The organism is Agriterribacter humi, assembly GCF_009192765.1.
Taxonomy (GTDB): domain Bacteria; phylum Bacteroidota; class Bacteroidia; order Chitinophagales; family Chitinophagaceae; genus Agriterribacter; species Agriterribacter humi.
The window spans coordinates 136,494-154,177 of the sequence record NZ_VOHQ01000003.1; the positions used below are offsets into that span (position 1 = coordinate 136,494).

Below are 17,684 nucleotides of genomic sequence, written 5' to 3' on the forward strand. Positions count from 1 at the left end.
GGAGTTTGTTTATAATAAGCAGTCATCTTTTGAATTTACGGAAGCATCATTGAAACAGTACGGGGAAAAGTAGCAAAGCCCGGAAACATATTCACTTTTTATTTGAAATATTAATGTAATCATTTACTTTCGCATAAGGTATTACACTGATTAATATCCAATCTCCCTCAATTTATTGTCCAATCTCCCTCTTTTTAAAATCTAATATTTACTACAGGCAAGTTGTCAATCTAATTCAGGTTTATTATAACCTGCAGTTTCTGAATAAAGCTGCTGCGGGTAACAATTGAATGTGTTTTTGTTTTATTAATACGTTACGCATATCAACTTTTTCTTTTTGTGGTTTCAGAGGTAAGCACAGGCCGGTGATGTCTATCGCCGGCATTTTTATTCCCCCTCCCCCCTCTCCACACAGTAGAGAGGGGGGAGGGGGAATGTCCGTCCGAACGCCTGCCCGACTGAGCCATTCAGGCGGGGTTCATCCGGGCGGGCCAGACATAGGTTCTTCCATTTCAGAAATTCAATAAGGGTGAACAATACAGCCGTATAGAAAGAAGTAAAAGACGGAAGTATTCATATAGCCACTCACCTGAATCTGATTGCCTGAAATCCGAAGGGATATTCTAACGATAAACTACAAACCTGTCTGCTGTGGCCGATCATAAACAATAACCTCGGCACTGAAGCGGGCGTGCCCTGTATCCTGTAACCTGAAACAATTTCAAATTCCCTATGCTATTTCCCAAACCTCCCTTCCTCTTAATAATTTATCTAAATCACCTGGCCCCTTTGTTGCTATGGTTTCTTCAATCTGCATGGACATTACATCTTCATAACAGGCTCTTGTTGTTTCATAAAAAACCCCAAAAGGACGCGGTAAATGACCCTCTATGGCAGGATCATCAAACATTCTTACCAATATCTGTGCTTTGTAAAAATCTTTTTCATCGTGTATCCAAAGATCGTTTTCACTTAAGCCATTCCCCAGTTCCACTACTATGGGTTTAAAGCCATCTAATTTTACGCCTTTGTTTTTTGCTGCGCCAAATACCAGCGGTTTTCCCTGCTCTAAAAAAATTGCCTGTTCGGGCTTGGAACTTTTTTCGGTAAACATTTCGAAAGCGCCATCATTGAAAATATTACAGTTCTGGTATATTTCTAAGAAGGAAGCGCCTTTATGCCTGTGGCTGCGCACCAGCATTTCCTGCAAATGCTTTGGATCGCGGTCCATACTGCGTGCAATAAATGTAGCATCAGCCCCCATAGCCAGTGCGAGTGGATTAAAGGGATGGTCTATACTTCCCAATGGGGTAGACTTGGTTATTTTTTGTTGTTCTGAAGTGGGTGAATATTGTCCTTTGGTTAAGCCGTATATCTGGTTATTGAACAATAGCATGTTTACGTCAAAATTGCGCCGCAGTAAATGTATCGTATGATTACCACCAATACTTAAGGCATCTCCATCACCCGCAACAATCCATACACTCAGGTCAGGTCTTGAAGCCTTTAAACCGGACGCAATAGCCGTCGCTCTTCCATGTATGGAATGCATTCCATATGTGTTCATATAATAGGGAAAGCGCGATGAACAACCTATACCTGAAATAATGACTATGTTTTCTTTAGGAATGCCTATGCCGGGCATCACTTTTTGTACCTGTGCCAATATGGAATAATCCCCGCAACCCGGGCACCACCTTACTTCCTGGTCGGTAGCAAAATCTTTAGCGGTTAAAGTGGGCTGGGGAGGAATTGCTGTTGTACTCATGATCATTGAAATAACAGCAAAATTAAGATTATAGCGTCAAAATGCCCCGTGAAACCTCTTCCTCTATGGTAACATTCTCCTAAAATCGTAAATGTATTCCTTGCGGGGAGCCGGGGGAATGCCGGTTTGAGGCATGCCTTTCACCTTTCAGCCTTCTCTTTTAAGGTGTGTTGCTGCCAAAAACTTTTTTTAACAGTTCGGTTACTCTTGCCGCAGGATCCTTCCTGATCTTCAGTTCTTCCTGTCCCACTTCATAAAAAATACCTGCTAAAGATCTTTCTGTTACATAACCGGCAAGATCGGTATTCACAGGTTTTGCAGCGAATTTATTGTATGCAGTAAATACATCGTTCCAGTATTTGGTGGCATCAACTTTGGTTAACGCTTTTTCAATTACAGGACGAAAGGCGTTGGTTAAGGAAACTGTGGTTTTATCTTTAAAGTAATTGGTAGCTGCGTAATCCCCGCCTTTTAATATGCCAAGCGCATCTGTTATTGTCATCTTTTTTATAGCATCCACAAAAATGGGGGTGGCAGATTTGGCGGCATCTTCAGCAGCCCTGTTCATAGAAAGCACTGCTTTATCTACCAGGCTGCCCAACCCGATGCTTCTTAAAGTGCTTTCCACTTTTTTAGCTTCTTCGGGCATCAGTATCTTAACAGCGGCATTGCTGAAAAACCCATCCGCAGCCGAAAGTTTACCAGTGCCATTTTGAGTTCCAATGCGCAGGGCTTCCTTTAAACCTGACGCAATTTCTGCCGTGGATAATGCAGGCGTGCCGGTATTCATACCGTTTAATACCTGTTGTGCAGTTTCACAGCCGGTTAGTAAAACAAAAATGACAATCGCCAGCAGTATTTTCATAAAGTTATTTTTTGGTTTTTTTAAAGGATGATTTGCTGGTAACTATTTCAACTTACGCAATGCCCGGGCCAGTGCTTCAATCATAGCATCAATTTCTTCTTTCTTACACGCCCCTACACTCAGCCTGTACCAACTGGAATCTTTTGACGCTCCAAATGCATAGAAAGGGACTATTGCAATTCCGGCTTCATTGAGCAGGTAGCTGGTAACATCTTTTTGCTGTTCAAGCAATTGTCCTGCAGCGGTTTTCATACCCTTTGCATTTACCCTGATGGTAAGATAAATAGCAGCTTGCGGGGCAATGGCATCTACCGGCATGCCTTCTTTTTTTAAACGCATAAAGCCATCGTATATTTTTTGAAGCCGTACCGATATTTCGGTTTTAAACTGTTGCAGATACTGATTTGCCGCGTCATACTGCAATAAAAACCGTGCAACGGCTTTTTGCTCGGCCATAGGCGCCCAGGCGCCCACGTGCGAAAGGATAGCTTTCATTTTGTTCATGATCACTTCGGGACCCATGGCCCATCCTACTCTTACGCCGGTGGCGGCAAAGCATTTGCTTATAGCATCTATATAAACCGTATACGCTTTCATTTGGGGCCGGAGCGATACCGGGTCGTAATGCAGGATATCACCATAAGTAAGCTGCCAGTACATCTGGTCGTATAAAACATACAATTTCTTTTCACCTTGGCCCCGGCGCCTGTTTTCTTCCAGCACCATATCGCAAATAGCTTCCAGCGCCTCCCTGGTAAAGGTGGTGCCCGTTGGATTTTGCGGCGAGCAAAGGGCTAATATTACAGCATCTTTAATATGAGGGGTGATATCCTCGGCTGTTGGCATGAAATTATTTTCGACGCTGGCTTCTACTTCGCAATGAATGCCTTCAACAAAATGCGTATAATGATTGTTGTTCCAGGAAGGAACGGCGTAAATTATTTTATCGTCTTTATCGGCGATCGTTCTAAAAAAAGCGTAGATCAGCGGCCGTCCCCCGGATGCTACTAATATTTCGGAGGTATTGTATACCAATCCTTCTTTCTGCTGCAGGAAGGCCGCTATAGCTTCGCGAAGGTCAAAATTGCCTTCTGCCGCCGGGTAATTGGTAAAATGTTTACGGTAAGCGTCTATAATTTCATTTTCCAGTTCTTTTGGAATAGGAAAAATTTCAGGATCAAAATCGCCAATCGTAAAATTGTATATTTTTTCTCCCTGTTTTATTTTCTCCCGTATTTCACCGCCCAGCTTAACGATTTCCGAGCCAATTAAGGTTTCTGCAAGCTGTGAAAAATGCTCCCGGGGTATAATATTCTCTGGCATCAATTCCTGCTGTTGTAATTTGTTTTCCATATGGCGCAAAATTACCCTCTGTTAAGGGAGAAGCCAAGATTATTTTGAAGGATGTTTAATAGTGGGGGGTAGTCAGTAGTCAATGGTGAATAGTCAGTAGTGAGAGTTTTGCAATTGTAACTGCAACTTGCGCCCCGCACTCAACACCCGGTTTCAAGGCTTCCCTATAATGCCGGCCGATTAGAAATGTGATCCGTTTATATATGATTTCCTGCAATTGTTAAGAGAATTTTAAAGCTGTTCCATTATATTTGCCCCTCACCCAAGGCTAATAAGTACATGTTTAATTTGATTTTATTCGGTCCCCCGGGAAGTGGTAAGGGTACGCAATCGGAAAAACTGATCTCAAAATATGGGTTAAAACACCTTTCTACCGGGGATTTGCTGCGCAGTGAAATTGCCGGTCAAACACCCCTCGGGCTGGAAGCCAGGAACTTTATGGACAAGGGTCAACTCGTTCCTGATGAAGTGGTAATTGGTATGATCAGTTCAGCATTAGATGCCAATCCGGAAGCTGCAGGCTTTTTGTTTGATGGTTTCCCGCGTACAGAGGCGCAGGCCGAAGCCTTAGATAAGCTGCTTAAGCTCAAAAAAACAGGCATACATCTCATGCTGGCGCTGGATGTTAGCGAGGAAGAGCTGGTATCACGCTTACTTAACAGGGGAAAAACTTCCGGTCGCAGCGATGATAACAATGAAACGGTTATTCGTGCCCGGATCGCAGAATATCATAAAAAAACATCGGCTGTTGCAGACTATTACAAAAAGTTTGATAAAGTAAAACAGGTAAAAGGAGAGGGCAGCATTGATGAAATTTTTGCCGCGCTCTGCAAAGAAGTGGACAGGAAGAGTGGTAAGTGAGTTAGTTGCAGGTTACAGGGAAGCAGGGACCAAAAGACAATCCTAGCATCCTGAAGGTGTAAATCTGAAGGGGGAAGGGCTGTTGGTCAGTTTTCAGCTATGAGCGGTAAAGCTACAAGCAACCGGGGAAACAAATCAACCAGTCGGCTATTCATTCATCAGTTGCTTTGCTATTTCAATACTTTTAGAGATTCGTGCATTAACCGTATCAATCTTTTCTTTTTCACTCCTGTAAAAACTAACCTTCTCAGCTTCGGTACTGCCTGCTTTATCAGGATTAAAGTCCTGCATCCACTGGTTCATCAGTTCTTCGGCATATTGAAGTCCCTGCAATGCAGAATCCAATGGCGGTTGAAGTTTCGCTTTGTTTTTTAAATCCGCAACCGAATCTATTTTCTGTTTTACCAATCCCTGATAACGGGCAATTTCACCCATTTTTGCCATTCCGGCATCATGCCCTTCCATTGCCGCTTTGTATAAACTGTCGGAAAGCGTTTTGGGGATGGATGAGTTATTCTGCTGTTCTTCACTGCCGGAAGTGCTCCTATTGCTGTTACAGGCCATGGCCATTATCACCACAATAACCGGAATAAATATTTTTATCATACGCCAGTGTATAAGATTACCGCAAAGGTAAAGCGGAAGATGCTACACTTCTTTAATTTTAGTAATTTGTGTTACAAATCAATAGCTATATGATACATGAAATACAGGAAGGATATGTAAAGGTTGAGCATCAGAAAGAAGTAACTGTTATTGAATTTTTTCATCCGCAGGGTAATTCCTTACCTGCAGCTATATTAAATGATCTTAGCCAGGAAATACATAGCGCGGGGTTACAAAAAGAAACGAAAGTCATTATTTTGCGATCGGGAGGCACTGTTGCATTTTGCGCCGGAGCTTCGTTTAAAGAATTACTGGCTATTGCTACTGCTGAAGAAGGCAAAAAATTTTTCAGTGGGTTTGCAAATGTAATTAATGCCATGCGCCGCTGCCCTAAATTAATTATAGCACGTATACAGGGTAAATGTGTTGGTGGCGGAGTGGGACTTGCGGCAGCGGCTGATTATGCTATTGCTTTGGAAGGCGCCGATGTGAAACTGAGTGAATTGTCAATAGGACTCGGTCCTTTTGTGGTAGGTCCGGCAATAGAAAGGAAAATAGGGTTGAGCGCTTTCAGCCATTTGGCTATTGATGCTGGCATTTGGCGTCCCGCAGATTGGGCGAGAAGGCATGGTTTATATGCTGAACTGCATCCCACTGCGGAAGATATGAATGAGTCCATACAGCGCCTGGCCAATGAACTGGCCCATGCTAATCCTGAAGCCATAGCTGAATTGAAGAAGATATTATGGGAGGGAACTGAGAATTGGGATACGGTATTACATCAACGGGCTGCTATCAGCGGCAAACTGGTAATCAATCCCTTTACAAAAGCAGCGCTCGAAAAATTAAAGAAAAAAGGATAGGGTTGTATATCCTCACCATTCAAGTATTCATCCTACTGTTACATATCACTGAAAGCTGATAACCGACTGCTGATACCTCATACCTGACGGCTCCCCTACACAAACATACTTAACAACATTACTCCGCCAAGTCCTACTATAGCAACAATCGTTTCCATCAGCGACCATGAGCGGATGGTATCTTTTACACTCAGGTTAAAGTATTCTTTAAACAACCAGAAACCACCATCGTTTACATGCGAAAACATCAGGCTGCCCGCGCCGATAGATAAAACCATCAGGTTGGGATTTACACCACCCTGCATAACAATTGGCGCAACAATGCCCGCAGTGGTGAGTCCGGCTACAGTAGCGGAGCCAATGCAGATGCGTATGATGGCCGCAATAATCCAGGCTAGCAATAAAGGATGTAAGGGCCAATGATGCAAGGCCTGTGCTATATCGTTACTTACACCACTTACCGTAAGTACTTCCTTAAAGGCCCCGGCTCCTGCAATGATCAGCAATATCATGGCAACATCTTTTACCGCACTTTCATATACACTCATTATTTTTTTCATTGGCATACCTGTTGATACCCCCAGGGAAAAAGTAGCAACGATAAGGGCTATAAGCATAACGATCATAGCATTGCCAAAAAAAGAAGAGACATTGCCCAGCAATTCAGATGAAGGGAAAAGGAAAGGTATAACCGTTGTAACAATGAGCAATACAACAGGTAATAAGGAAGATAAAAGGCTATTGGCAAGCCCCGGTAAATTTTCTTCCGGAAGTACAACAGGTTTAAAAGTTTGCAAAGGAACCGAAACGATCTTTTTTAGTGTTTTGGCATAAAATGGTCCGGCAATAATGATCGCAGGGATAGCAACTGCCAAACCATACAAAAGCGTCAATCCCATATTCGCATTAAATTGTTTTACCAGGGCCGCGGGCGCCGGGTGCGGTGGCAGGTATCCGTGGGTAACCGATAAGGAAGCCAACATGGGTAAACCGATATATACAGCAGGCAGCTTGAACTGGTAGGCAACAGAAAAAATAAGCGGAACCATTAATACAAACCCTACATTATAAAATAAGGGAATACCTATTATAAAACCGGTAATCATTAAAGCCCACTGAATATATTTTACACCAAAAACTTTCATCAGGGAAGAAGCGATTTGCTGGGCCGCGCCGCTTTCGGCAACCAATTTTCCAAGCATAGCGCCCATCATAATTACTCCGGCCAGTGCACCCAAAGTATCGCCCATGCCTTTCTCTACCGCTACCGCCAGCTTATTTAGCGGAATACCCAACAGTCCTCCGGCAAGTAAGGATACCACTAAAAAAGCAAGAAAGGCATTGGTTTTACCCCAGGTAATCAATAATACAAGCAGCAGAATACAGCCAGCGATAATAAGCAGTGTCATATTTATTAAAGTGATTTGTTGAATTTGATTTGCTTCATCACCCTGCTGCTACACAATCGTTATAGTTTGCAATATAAGAAATGGAAATTAAGTATGCGGCTGTTATATTCCGGGTTACAGGAATGATACTGCCGGCAGGCGCATACGATTATATGATGTGCATTATAAAAAAGGTGGATTTGCCATTCACTGTCAACAACTGATTATTCACCAAAACTTTACCAATTATTCATTTGTTCGGGAACAATGCGTTCCATATTTTCTTCTGAAATGCTGTTGATTTTCCAGTCGGGATCATATTTTACAAACCACGAAAGCCAGAGGCTGCGCGACAGGCGCATGAATATAGGCTGCAGCACAATCAATAAAACGGCATTGGTGATGCCCCACCATAATAAACGAAAATCGCCCTCCTGAACTGAAAAGCCAATGAGCAGCCACCAGATAATAAAAGTAAATACACTAAAACTTACGGTAAGCCCGTAGCTTACATAAGCAGTGCCGTAATAAAAACCTACTTCAATTTCGGTAGGCTGACTGCAAACCGGGCATGCAGAATGCATTTTAAGGGCAGTATTTAATTTGTACGGATTGCTGTTTTTAAAAATTCCACCCCTGCGGCAACGCGGGCAACGATTATCCAGTACTGATAAAAAATAACCGGGTTTCCTTTCTTCTATGCTCATTCGGGAATTTTTGCAAAGGTCTTAATTCTCCACCAGATATCAGGGATTAAAATCTCCCGAAATGCTATAATAAAATTCATAATACATCTGCAATGGTTTCCATCTGCATGCTGCGTGACCCTTTTACAAGATATACACTATTTTCTGCGGGGTGTTGCAGCAGCCATTCCCTTGCTTCCTGTGCGGTATTAAAAAACCTGAAAGGATGTATGATGCGGGCAAAATCGCCACCAACCAGTATTACTTCTTTCCATAAATAATGCTTTAGCAGCTCAATAAGATCTTCATGCTCTTTTGCGCTTTCTTTTCCCAATTCCATCATAGCACCCAGTACAAGGATCTTATTGCTGCCTGTTGTTCCTGCAAAGTTTTCTATAGCTGCTTTCATACTGCTGGGGTTAGCATTATAAGCGTCTAAAATAATTTTATTATTTCCTTTATCTATTAATTGCGACCTGCTGTTGGATGGATTATATGCTTCAATGGCCGCCTTTATCTTATCGTCCGTAACGTTAAAATACCTGCCTGTGGCTATAGCCGCAAGCAGATTTGGAAGGTTATAACTTCCAACCAGCGCGGAGCGGATGATAACCTTTTCTTTCTTTTTCATTAAAGCCACTTCTAAAAAAGGATCTGTTTTATATATATCGCCCACTACTTCAGTTCCTGAGGTTCCGTAGGTAAAAATGTGGGGTATGCCTTTACTCATTTCTCTCAGGTAATCATAATCCCACATTACAAAGGCTGTGCCATCGTGGAGTTTCAGGTAATCATACAATTCACCTTTGGCTTTTCTAACCCCTTCTACGCTTCCAAAACCTTCGAGATGCGCCTTTCCGCAATTGGTAATAATGCCATGTGTGGGTTCGGTGTATTTGCAGTAACCTTCAATTTCTTTAAGATGGTTAGCGCCCATTTCAATGATCCCTATTTCCGCATCAGGTTTAATATTCAGGATAGTAAGCGGTATTCCTATATGGTTGTTCAGGTTTCCCCGGGTTGTATATGTTTTATAGGTGGATGAAAGCACTGCATGAACCAGTTCTTTAGTAGTGGTTTTGCCATTGCTTCCCGTAATAGCCACAAAAGGTATGGTAAACCGGCTGCGGTGATAGCCCGCCAACTGCTGCAGCGTAGTTAACACATCATCCGTAAGTATGATCCTTTTATCTTCAAAACCGGGCGGTTCGTCTGCTATTACATAAGCGGCGCCTGCTTCCAGTGCCTGTTTTGCAAAAAGATTGCCATTAAAATTCGGGCCTTTCAATGCAAAAAAAATATCATCTTTTTTTAGCTTCCTGGTATCTGTCTGAACCGAAGGATATTGAAGAAACAATTGATAGAGTTTGTCAATTTGCATACCGGCAAAGGTAATTACAATCATTACAAAATAATAACAGCCCGTGCACCTTGCAGAATTCTGTTTGGCCTTCCGGCCAGGAATCTGAACTTTGTATAAATAAAAGAACGGATATGAATTATCATCTTTTAGGAAAATCATCATTAACCATCAGCGAGGTTGGCTTTGGGTGCATGTCTTTGGGCGATAACGATACAGACAATGCCCGGCTCATACATAGTGCAATTGAGGGTGGATTAAATTATTTTGATACGGCCGATATGTATCAGAAAGGACTGAACGAAACTACTGTTGGGAAAGCCCTGCAGGGAAAAAGGGACAAAGTTATTCTGGCAACCAAGGTAGGCAACCAGTGGCGGCCAGATGGCAGCGGGTGGGAGTGGAATCCTTATAGGCACTATATTATTTCGGCCGTAGAACAAAGTTTAAAAAGATTAAACACGGACTATATTGATCTTTACCAGTTGCACGGAGGTACTATTGGCGACCCTATAGATGAAACCATTCAAGCGTTCGAAACCTTACAGGCAGCAGGTAAAATTCGGTATTATGGTATTTCGTCTATACGCCCTAATGTAATCCGGGAATATGTACAGCGATCTCATATAGCAAGTGTAATGATGCAATACAGTGTATTGGACCGGCGTGCCGAAGAAACCTGTTTTGCCCTGTTGCAGTCGAATGATATAGCTGTACTCGCAAGGGGATGCCTGGCAGGTGGGCTATTGGTAAATAAACCCGCAAAAACATACTTAAATTACACAGAAGATGAAGTGTACAAAGCACAGTCTGCCGTTCACGCTATTTCCGGCATGAACCGTAACCCTTCCCAAACCGCTATCCGTTTTGCTTTGCAGCAACAGCCTGTTACCGCTGCCATTGTTGGTGTTAGAACGATGGAACAATTGGACGATATTATTGCTGCTACGCATACACCCTTACTTACAGATAACGAAATGATTTATTTGCGTGCATCCATTCCTGTAAATTATTATGAACAGCATAGGTAACAGGGTGCCGCCTGAATAAAAATAAAGCCATTTGCACAGGCGGCTGCTAATAGGGTATACTGTTACCATACATTCGGTGGGGTTTACACGAATTTTATTTCTTTAATGACCGGCCGCATAGCATACCGGTTGCACAAGAGCGTGACACAAGGAACGGCGAAGCGTGCGATGGTGGCTGGCAACAATAAAATGTTCAAGCAGAACGATCAGTACCATCATTTGTACGATGCATGAAATAATGGGAAAGAGAGCTATAGGTTTATTGCTGTTCAGTGCAAAATAGCAGCAGTTGTTCCAGATCTGCTTCTTTATTGAAATCTATATTGTTTTTTGCAATGTATTTTTTTATGGCGTCTCTTTTGGAAGGGAAAGTATTATAAAATCCTTTTCTGTCTGCTTTTTCAAAACGATTATAAGGGTTCCCAATATACCAGCTCATTACTTTTTCAAAGCGTACATCCCTGTCAACTTTAAGACGATGTACTTTATCGCTGGAGTATATGCTTGAATAAGTGGTTACGGCCGAAGAGCCCGAAGAGCCGCCATAGGCAGTGCCCACTTTGTCGGGAATTTGAATCATTTGTTGTTTTACTGCAAGCTTATAAGAGCCGGAATGTGAGGTTTGCTGAAGGTATCCCTTATCATAGTAATATACGAGGGTATCAATGCTGATGTATTTAATCAGTGCGGGATCTGCAATGGCAAGCGTATCTCCATTCGTATTTAAAAACTGCATTTCATCAAGCAGGTAATTATAATTGAAGCGCTGTTTTACGGATGCACCTGATCTTAAAAAAGCTGTTCCTCCGGTAAATGCAGGCAATATGTATTTTGCTTCATCCGGTATTACTTCATCCGGCGCTTCGCCGGCTTTTACCAGGTGGGTTTTGTTTGCCTGTGCTGTGCTATCATTAGCATACCATATACACAACACAAAAATTAAAAGTATTCGCATAATACTTTTTTATACCTGCAAGGTATACCAAATAGAATTATAAATTAGTCCGGAGATTTCTGGTATAATGCCAATGATACAGCCGATAGTCCAATTTTGATTGCCTGTCCATGGCTGTTGTTCGGCAGTTCAGGCGGGCGTACCGATCCGGGCGGACGTCTGGTCGGGCAGGTGTAAGGCACGCCAGTTTTTTTGCATCACATTCATTGCCGCGCTTGTCACCGGACCTTCGGGGTAACCGATGGCACGCAATGCTTTTCCTGTTGTTTTTAACTTGTTCATTGTTTTTTTGTTTTGGACCACGGATATACAATATAGAGGTGTCTCAAATCTCTGCATTCATTTTTTGAACAACTGGCAAAATCGCTCAGTAACCCCGAAAGTACAAAGCAACTGGTTAGCAGGCTAACGGAGAAGGATAAGGTTTCAGGTCAAACCTATTTAAAAATACCTGTAGGCAGTGAGCAGATAATAGAAAGCGCATTACAACTGATCAGTGGGTTTTTGAGAGGACTGAAGCGTTAATTTTATAATTATATCGAAAGGTAACCCGGAGAGATTAGTGAGACTGTAGGTTGTTATTGGCGGTATCCGTCAAAAATGAATGCCACCTATTTGTACATTCCAAATGTACCAATAGCCAAGTTCTTCATTCAGCTCAAAATATACTTCCCAGTTCCCTTTTAAATTTATTGCATCATTTTGTATTGATCCGGTTAGTGTATAGTTGCCTTTTACAACGCAGGTTTTGTCGTTAATGGTACACAGTCCATCGCTGATTTCAATATCTTCCATTGTATCGTACGCTTCTTTAAACCGGTTCACCAGTAATTTAAAAGCATCTTCCGAAAGTGGATAATGATCATTTAACCGGAGGTTCTTACTCCTGAAGCAGGGCATATATTCAAAAGGTGTTTTTTTAAGTATGTATGCTACGCAGTCATCAACAGCATATCTTGTATTGTCGTACAGGTGATCGGGGTAAAACTCATCATAAATAAATCCGTGTGCCATACCGGGTATATTCATATCGCTCATTTCATGTTCAAATAATTCCTCGGTAGTAAAGCGGTATAATTCACGAACAGAAATATTGGGACTGCATGCGTTTAAGCTGATATGGTACTGGTGCAAATATTCCTGAAGCGTTTCCCAGGCCGCTTCTATTTCATCATCGCGTATTTCAGCTACAGGCTTAAAATGTACCGGCCGCTCTATCTTATCAAAAACTTTGATATACTTGGGATTTTGGGATTGCTTCTCAAATGCATGGATATAATTAAGGAATTCGTTTTCTACCTGCGGGGACAGGTGGGCGCCATCTTCTGTTTTCTCAAATTCGGCGCCGTTTTCCAGCATAAGCTTCATTTTCAGAAATTCGTTCTCTGCTTTCAGGCGTTCTTCATCATTGAGGTTATCAAACTCATTCATAAAAATGAATATTCAATAAAAATAAATAAAATATAAATAATACAATAATGGAATTATTGCTTAATTAAATTTAAGCTTTGATTTAAGGAAGTTATTTAACGGGGGCATTTTGGGGAGCGAATTGTTATGGCAGTATGTTTACTTTCAATTCCCTGACTACTTGCTGGATTGTAATATCCAGGTCAACAATAAGATTTTTAAGCACGGGCCCATTCTTCTTTTGTTCTGCAAATACCTCAATTTCCCTGATATTGTCTTTCAGCGAAGTTATATTCAGGTTATCAATATCGGGTTTTATACGATGAGCAATGGCATACATTTCACCAAAGCTGTGGTTGTTATACGCAATTTTAAGCTGGGTTACTGCCAAAGGTACCTGTTCAGTAAACACAAGAACCATTTGTTGTAATATGTTGCGGTTTCCTTTACTTACATCTTCAAGGAAAGACAGGCTGTAAAGAGCGGATGCCGGGGCAGTAGTTGCTGTTGATGTAATCTTTTCGGCTATACCATTTTTAAAAGGAATACAGGTAGCAATTTTATCAAGCAGATCTTTTTCGGTATAGGGCTTTGAAATAAATCCGTTCATCCCGGCTTCTATACACCTTTCTTCTTCTCCATTAACTACATTGGCGGTTATAGCAATTATAGGAATGGTTTGGGAAAGATTTTTTCTGATGTACTTCGTTGTTTCAAATCCATCCATAACAGGCAGGTGCAAATCCATTAATACAAGGTCAAAAGGACGGTTTCGTAAAAGTTGAACAGCATCCATGCCATTATCGGCTTCTGTAACTTTTGCCCCGGTTCCCTGTATTATAGCTGAAGCTAAAAGTGTGTTCATCTCGTTGTCTTCTACCAGCAGTATAGATATGTTTGTAAGTGGCCTCGGGTTCATAATCTGTTATTTACAGCATCGGGTTTACGCATTAGAAATAATGCCAGGCTGAACTATAATAATTTCTACGCTAATGTACTGTTTTGTTCAAAACTAAAGGAACCTGTTGTAAGTCTTCCTGGAAATGCGGATCAATTACAAAATTCCTGTTTTAGATAAACGGCAGAAGAAGAAATTTAGTGTTAGCCGCGGGATCATGAACCTGTAAAATGTCGGATGGGGAACGCATATTATCGCATATTGCTTCAAACCTGATTTGCTTGTTCCCAACAATCGGGTTTTGCAAAGTGATGCCAGGTCTGATAAAGAGATGAAATGTCCCATTCAAATAAGAAAGAATTGTTAACATCCCAATAAAACATTGTCATATACGTGATGTTAATAAGTTTTGTACTTAAATTTACGGCCTGATTTTTGTGGAGGCGCGTCCTTTTTTCACTTTATTTACCAGGTTCCAATAATTATATATTCAACTATGGCCCTGAGTCAGAGTTTACAACAAAAGCTGTTACAAAAGCTATCACCCCAGCAAATTCAACTCATGAAATTGCTGCAGGTTCCTACGGCCAACCTGGAAGAAAGGATTAAAGAGGAGATGGAAGAAAATCCTGCGCTTGAAGCAACCGAGGAAGACCATGATGCAGGAGAGGGAGAACTGGTTGATGAATTTGAAAGTGATAAAGAGGAAGATTTTGAAGCAGAAGGCAGTGAGGATGAATATGATAATATTGATATAAGCGAATATGTGGGCGAAGATGATGATGTAGCTGACTACAGGCTGAAAGACGAGAACTACCCGGAAATTGACGAAAAGCAAACACTGCCCTTTAAAATTGAAAGTACTTTTCACGAGTCTTTGCTGGAACAGCTCAGCATGCTGAATTTGGATGAAAAGCAAAGAAAAGTTGCAGAGCATATTGTGGGGAGCATAGATGATGACGGATATTTGAGGAGAGATTTTGGCGCCATTGCAGATGACCTGGCTTTCCGGCAGAATATTGCAGCTACTGAAGAGGAAATAGGTTTGCTGGTAAAACAGATACAGCGGTTTGATCCGCCCGGAATATGTGCGCGGGATTTAAGAGAATGCCTGCTGTTGCAATTGGAACGGAAAAGAGAAGAAGGCCGGGAAGTGGATATTACGATCAATATACTTTCGGATTATTTTGATGAGTTTACTAAAAAGCATTACGAAAAGATACAAAGAGGCTTAAACCTTACAGACGAAGATCTGAAGCTTGCTATTAACCAGATCATCCGGCTTAACCCAAAGCCCGGGGGAAATGTGGGCGATACCAATAAAGGGGAAAGCTATATTATTCCCGACTTCTTTATTCATAATAACACCAATAAGCTGGAGCTCACACTTAATTCGAAGAATGCGCCAGACCTGCGTATCAGTGAGGGATACAGGGATATGCTTAAAGAATATGACCGGGGAAGTAAAAAGGATAAGCGTCAGAAAGAAGCAGTCATTTTTATTAAACAGAAAATTGATGCGGCCAAGTGGTTTATTGATGCTATTAAGCAAAGGCAAAACACCTTGTTTACTACCATGCATGCTATAATGGATTACCAGTATGAGTTTTTTCTTACAGGTGATGAAACCACATTAAAGCCCATGATTTTAAAAGATATTGCTGAACGTACTGGATTGGATATTTCCACGGTAAGCCGGGTGGCCAACAGCAAATTCGTGCAAACAGAATTTGGTACCTACCGGCTTAAATTCTTTTTCAGTGAATCTTTAAGTACAGACAGCGGTGAAGAAGTTTCTACACGTGAGGTAAAGAAAATACTGAGTGATATGGTAGAAGGAGAAAGCAAGAAAAAACCGCTGAGTGATGAACGGCTTACAGAATTGCTGCAACAAAAAGGATATAATATCGCCCGGCGAACAGTAGCAAAATACCGGGAACAAATGAATATTCCGGTAGCACGCTTAAGAAAACAATTATGAATAGTTCCTTTGCTCCTGATACTGCTGCTGTATTACCGGCGGTAAGAACAGGCGCCCATTTTTTTTCCTGGCTTTTTCATCCTTTGCTGGTTGGATTATATATGGCCCTTTACCTTATTTACATTGATCCCGAATATTTTATTGGAATCAACGTATTAGGAAAAACACAGGTGCTTTTTATTTACATTATCAATAGCATTTTTTTCCCTCTGTTATCTGTGCTTTTATGTAAAGCATTGGGTTTCGTTCAGTCTGTTTATCTCAAAACACAAAAAGAAAGGATTATACTCTATGCCATAAGTATGATATTTTTTTTCTGGACTTTTTATGTATTTAAGAACAAACCGGGCATACCTGTAATTATGGCTCAAATGAGCCTCGGTATTTTTCTTGCAGTGATTATTGATTTTGTTGCAAATATCTTTTTTAAAATAAGCATGCATGCAACAGGAGCCGGCGGTTTAATGGGTTTATTTACTGTACTGTTATATACTTCTTCGGGATTTGTAAATATTCCCCTGGCAATTGCCATTTTTATTGCAGGATTAATCTGCACCTCACGCCTTCTGGTTTCCGATCACCGGATGGGAGATATTGTGTTTGGATTGATTGCAGGTTTTCTAAGCCAATGGATGGCATCGGGATTTCTGGGGTAAAAAATAGCGCTCCAAACAAATTGAAGCGCCGTAGCTTTATATGGGTTGGATTGATCTAATTTGCTGCTTTTTACCAAGGAATTTAATGAGCCACATTACAGTAAAACTGGGCATAAAATCAAGGCCCGGGAAAAACTCTTCCACAAAATTAAAAATACCGCCTGCCGCTCCTTTCCATCCGCCAAATAATTTATAAAAGATTAATCCTGATACAGGAGCCCAAATTATATCTCCAAGCTCACCTAAAAAGGGCAGGGCATAGCTCGCATACCCAAGTAAGTCCATTACAATACAAATCAATAAAGATGGTTGCTTTTGTGTTGTAGTCATTTCGCTATTAAAAAGTGAACATATTATTGACGAGTTTTGTCGCAAAAGGTTGCAAGCTTAAAACTATGCAGCCGGAGGAAGATTTAGTTTTCCCTGAATTTCTTCAAGCCGAAAGGGTTTTGAAATATAATCATCCATGCCCGCTGCCCTGCATTTTTCATAATCTGTTCTCCGGGCATCTGCCACCAGGGCAATAATGGGAATAGAACAATAAGGATCAGGCATTTGCCGGATGTGGCGGGTAGCAGTATAACCGTCCATAACCGGCATATTCACATCCATGAAAATTATTTCAGGGCTATACCTTCCCAATAGTTTCAATGCTTTTTCACCATTCGAAGCTTCTATCACGCTATATCCCAGGGTTCTTAATAAAACGGAAATCAGCAGCATGGTATCGGGATCGTTTTCTACTACCATTACAAGCGGGTTCCGTTCGCTGTTTTTTACCGTTCTTTCGTCCTTAGAATTGACAACAAGTACTTTTTTATCCATACGTTTAATTAAGATGTTATCAGGCGACCTGTTTTTGAGGCGCTTAAGGATAACCTTCTTTTGCAAATGTCATACCATTTACAGTAAACGCGGCGGGCAGTATTTTATTTAATTGTGAAATACAATAAGAGAATTTATTTGCCGGAGCTTATGTCGTACATATTCATCATTTACGGTA

Annotated in this window: 18 protein-coding genes; 5 read left to right on the top strand and 13 right to left on the bottom strand. The window is 41.4% G+C overall.

What is annotated here, in order from left to right; translation table 11 throughout:
* Window positions 1-730 precede the first annotated feature (730 nt).
* From FRX45_RS07010 to FRX45_RS07020, 3 genes are all read right to left on the bottom strand, one after another.
* Window positions 731-1,768, bottom strand: coding sequence for a 2-oxoacid:ferredoxin oxidoreductase subunit beta (locus FRX45_RS07010; protein ID WP_152267697.1), 1,038 nt, complete (start codon window positions 1,766-1,768; stop codon window positions 731-733).
* A 160-nt stretch (window positions 1,769-1,928) separates the two neighbouring features.
* The gene (locus FRX45_RS07015) at window positions 1,929-2,633 is read right to left on the bottom strand and encodes a DUF4197 domain-containing protein (protein WP_152267698.1); all 705 of its coding nucleotides are present in this window, start codon (window positions 2,631-2,633) and stop codon (window positions 1,929-1,931) included.
* A 42-nt stretch (window positions 2,634-2,675) separates the two neighbouring features.
* Window positions 2,676-3,986: a pyridoxal phosphate-dependent aminotransferase gene (locus tag FRX45_RS07020; protein ID WP_226805053.1), complete on the bottom strand. Its 1,311-nt coding sequence runs from the start codon at window positions 3,984-3,986 to the stop codon at window positions 2,676-2,678.
* Window positions 3,987-4,265: 279 nt separating this feature from the next.
* Here FRX45_RS07020 and FRX45_RS07025 point away from each other — a divergent pair, with 279 nt between their 5' ends.
* Complete coding sequence (locus FRX45_RS07025; protein ID WP_152267699.1) at window positions 4,266-4,847, top strand: adenylate kinase; 582 nt, start codon at window positions 4,266-4,268, stop codon at window positions 4,845-4,847.
* A gap of 147 nt (window positions 4,848-4,994) precedes the next feature.
* Here the strand turns inward: FRX45_RS07025 and FRX45_RS07030 are convergent, their stop codons facing one another.
* Entirely contained in the window at window positions 4,995-5,453 is a 459-nt protein-coding gene (locus FRX45_RS07030; RefSeq protein ID WP_152267700.1) for a hypothetical protein, read from the bottom strand.
* 89 nt (window positions 5,454-5,542) lie between these two features.
* Between FRX45_RS07030 and FRX45_RS07035 the strand changes: the two genes are divergently transcribed.
* A complete protein-coding gene (locus tag FRX45_RS07035; protein WP_152267701.1) occupies window positions 5,543-6,316 on the top strand; it encodes an enoyl-CoA hydratase/isomerase family protein in 774 nt (257 codons plus the stop codon).
* 95 nt (window positions 6,317-6,411) lie between these two features.
* Here FRX45_RS07035 and FRX45_RS07040 read toward each other — a convergent pair whose 3' ends face one another.
* From FRX45_RS07040 to FRX45_RS07050, 3 genes are all read right to left on the bottom strand, one after another.
* The gene (locus FRX45_RS07040) at window positions 6,412-7,725 is read right to left on the bottom strand and encodes a gluconate:H+ symporter (RefSeq protein ID WP_152267702.1); all 1,314 of its coding nucleotides are present in this window, start codon (window positions 7,723-7,725) and stop codon (window positions 6,412-6,414) included.
* A gap of 218 nt (window positions 7,726-7,943) precedes the next feature.
* Entirely contained in the window at window positions 7,944-8,411 is a 468-nt protein-coding gene (locus FRX45_RS07045) for a DUF983 domain-containing protein (protein WP_152267703.1), read from the bottom strand.
* Window positions 8,412-8,487: 76 nt separating this feature from the next.
* The gene (locus tag FRX45_RS07050) at window positions 8,488-9,795 is read right to left on the bottom strand and encodes a UDP-N-acetylmuramoyl-tripeptide--D-alanyl-D-alanine ligase (protein ID WP_226805055.1); all 1,308 of its coding nucleotides are present in this window, start codon (window positions 9,793-9,795) and stop codon (window positions 8,488-8,490) included.
* A gap of 89 nt (window positions 9,796-9,884) precedes the next feature.
* Here FRX45_RS07050 and FRX45_RS07055 point away from each other — a divergent pair, with 89 nt between their 5' ends.
* Complete coding sequence (locus tag FRX45_RS07055; RefSeq protein WP_152267704.1) at window positions 9,885-10,781, top strand: aldo/keto reductase; 897 nt, start codon at window positions 9,885-9,887, stop codon at window positions 10,779-10,781.
* 259 nt (window positions 10,782-11,040) lie between these two features.
* On the opposite strand, the gene FRX45_RS07060 is transcribed toward FRX45_RS07055, so the two are convergent.
* The 4 genes from FRX45_RS07060 to FRX45_RS07070 form a co-directional block, all read right to left on the bottom strand.
* On the bottom strand, window positions 11,041-11,736 hold the full coding sequence (locus FRX45_RS07060; RefSeq protein ID WP_152267705.1) for a hypothetical protein: 696 nt from the start codon (window positions 11,734-11,736) through the stop codon (window positions 11,041-11,043).
* Window positions 11,737-11,865: 129 nt separating this feature from the next.
* Window positions 11,866-12,018 carry a hypothetical protein gene (locus FRX45_RS23220; RefSeq protein WP_193311614.1) on the bottom strand — a complete coding sequence of 51 codons (153 nt, stop codon included), beginning with the start codon at window positions 12,016-12,018 and terminating at the stop codon, window positions 11,866-11,868.
* A 312-nt stretch (window positions 12,019-12,330) separates the two neighbouring features.
* Window positions 12,331-13,167 (bottom strand): hypothetical protein, encoded by an 837-nt coding sequence (locus tag FRX45_RS07065; protein WP_152267706.1) that lies wholly within the window; start codon window positions 13,165-13,167, stop codon window positions 12,331-12,333.
* Window positions 13,168-13,291: 124 nt separating this feature from the next.
* Complete coding sequence (locus FRX45_RS07070; RefSeq protein ID WP_152267707.1) at window positions 13,292-14,065, bottom strand: response regulator; 774 nt, start codon at window positions 14,063-14,065, stop codon at window positions 13,292-13,294.
* A 541-nt stretch (window positions 14,066-14,606) separates the two neighbouring features.
* Between FRX45_RS07070 and rpoN the strand changes: the two genes are divergently transcribed.
* Both rpoN and FRX45_RS07080 read left to right on the top strand, forming a co-directional pair.
* Window positions 14,607-16,025 (top strand): RNA polymerase factor sigma-54, encoded by a 1,419-nt coding sequence (gene rpoN, locus FRX45_RS07075; RefSeq protein ID WP_394350022.1) that lies wholly within the window; start codon window positions 14,607-14,609, stop codon window positions 16,023-16,025.
* On the top strand, window positions 16,022-16,681 hold the full coding sequence (locus tag FRX45_RS07080; protein ID WP_152267709.1) for a hypothetical protein: 660 nt from the start codon (window positions 16,022-16,024) through the stop codon (window positions 16,679-16,681). Before rpoN ends, FRX45_RS07080 begins: the two co-directional genes overlap by 4 nt.
* 36 nt (window positions 16,682-16,717) lie before the next feature.
* On the opposite strand, the gene FRX45_RS07085 is transcribed toward FRX45_RS07080, so the two are convergent.
* Together FRX45_RS07085 and FRX45_RS07090 are read right to left on the bottom strand one after the other, a co-directional pair.
* Window positions 16,718-17,011, bottom strand: a complete 294-nt coding sequence (locus FRX45_RS07085) for a hypothetical protein (protein WP_152267710.1) — start codon at window positions 17,009-17,011, stop codon at window positions 16,718-16,720.
* 63 nt (window positions 17,012-17,074) lie between these two features.
* Window positions 17,075-17,506 carry a response regulator gene (locus FRX45_RS07090; RefSeq protein WP_152267711.1) on the bottom strand — a complete coding sequence of 144 codons (432 nt, stop codon included), beginning with the start codon at window positions 17,504-17,506 and terminating at the stop codon, window positions 17,075-17,077.
* Between the last annotated feature and the right edge of the window lie 178 nt (window positions 17,507-17,684).

Bases quoted from the DNA above. Each gene is read 5' to 3' on its own strand.
- FRX45_RS07010 (WP_152267697.1), bottom strand. From the start codon at position 1,768: ATGAGTACAACAGCAATTCCTCCCCAGCCCACTTTAACCGCTAAAGAT.
- FRX45_RS07015 (WP_152267698.1), bottom strand. From the start codon at position 2,633: ATGAAAATACTGCTGGCGATTGTCATTTTTGTTTTACTAACCGGCTGT.
- FRX45_RS07020 (WP_226805053.1), bottom strand. From the start codon at position 3,986: ATGGAAAACAAATTACAACAGCAGGAATTGATGCCAGAGAATATTATA.
- FRX45_RS07025 (WP_152267699.1), top strand. From the start codon at position 4,266: ATGTTTAATTTGATTTTATTCGGTCCCCCGGGAAGTGGTAAGGGTACG.
- FRX45_RS07030 (WP_152267700.1), bottom strand. From the start codon at position 5,453: ATGATAAAAATATTTATTCCGGTTATTGTGGTGATAATGGCCATGGCC.
- FRX45_RS07035 (WP_152267701.1), top strand. From the start codon at position 5,543: ATGATACATGAAATACAGGAAGGATATGTAAAGGTTGAGCATCAGAAA.
- FRX45_RS07040 (WP_152267702.1), bottom strand. From the start codon at position 7,725: ATGACACTGCTTATTATCGCTGGCTGTATTCTGCTGCTTGTATTATTG.
- FRX45_RS07045 (WP_152267703.1), bottom strand. From the start codon at position 8,411: ATGAGCATAGAAGAAAGGAAACCCGGTTATTTTTTATCAGTACTGGAT.
- FRX45_RS07050 (WP_226805055.1), bottom strand. From the start codon at position 9,795: ATGATTGTAATTACCTTTGCCGGTATGCAAATTGACAAACTCTATCAA.
- FRX45_RS07055 (WP_152267704.1), top strand. From the start codon at position 9,885: ATGAATTATCATCTTTTAGGAAAATCATCATTAACCATCAGCGAGGTT.
- FRX45_RS07060 (WP_152267705.1), bottom strand. From the start codon at position 11,736: ATGCGAATACTTTTAATTTTTGTGTTGTGTATATGGTATGCTAATGAT.
- FRX45_RS23220 (WP_193311614.1), bottom strand. From the start codon at position 12,018: ATGAACAAGTTAAAAACAACAGGAAAAGCATTGCGTGCCATCGGTTAC.
- FRX45_RS07065 (WP_152267706.1), bottom strand. From the start codon at position 13,167: ATGAATGAGTTTGATAACCTCAATGATGAAGAACGCCTGAAAGCAGAG.
- FRX45_RS07070 (WP_152267707.1), bottom strand. From the start codon at position 14,065: ATGAACCCGAGGCCACTTACAAACATATCTATACTGCTGGTAGAAGAC.
- rpoN (WP_394350022.1), top strand. From the start codon at position 14,607: ATGAAATTGCTGCAGGTTCCTACGGCCAACCTGGAAGAAAGGATTAAA.
- FRX45_RS07080 (WP_152267709.1), top strand. From the start codon at position 16,022: ATGAATAGTTCCTTTGCTCCTGATACTGCTGCTGTATTACCGGCGGTA.
- FRX45_RS07085 (WP_152267710.1), bottom strand. From the start codon at position 17,011: ATGACTACAACACAAAAGCAACCATCTTTATTGATTTGTATTGTAATG.
- FRX45_RS07090 (WP_152267711.1), bottom strand. From the start codon at position 17,506: ATGGATAAAAAAGTACTTGTTGTCAATTCTAAGGACGAAAGAACGGTA.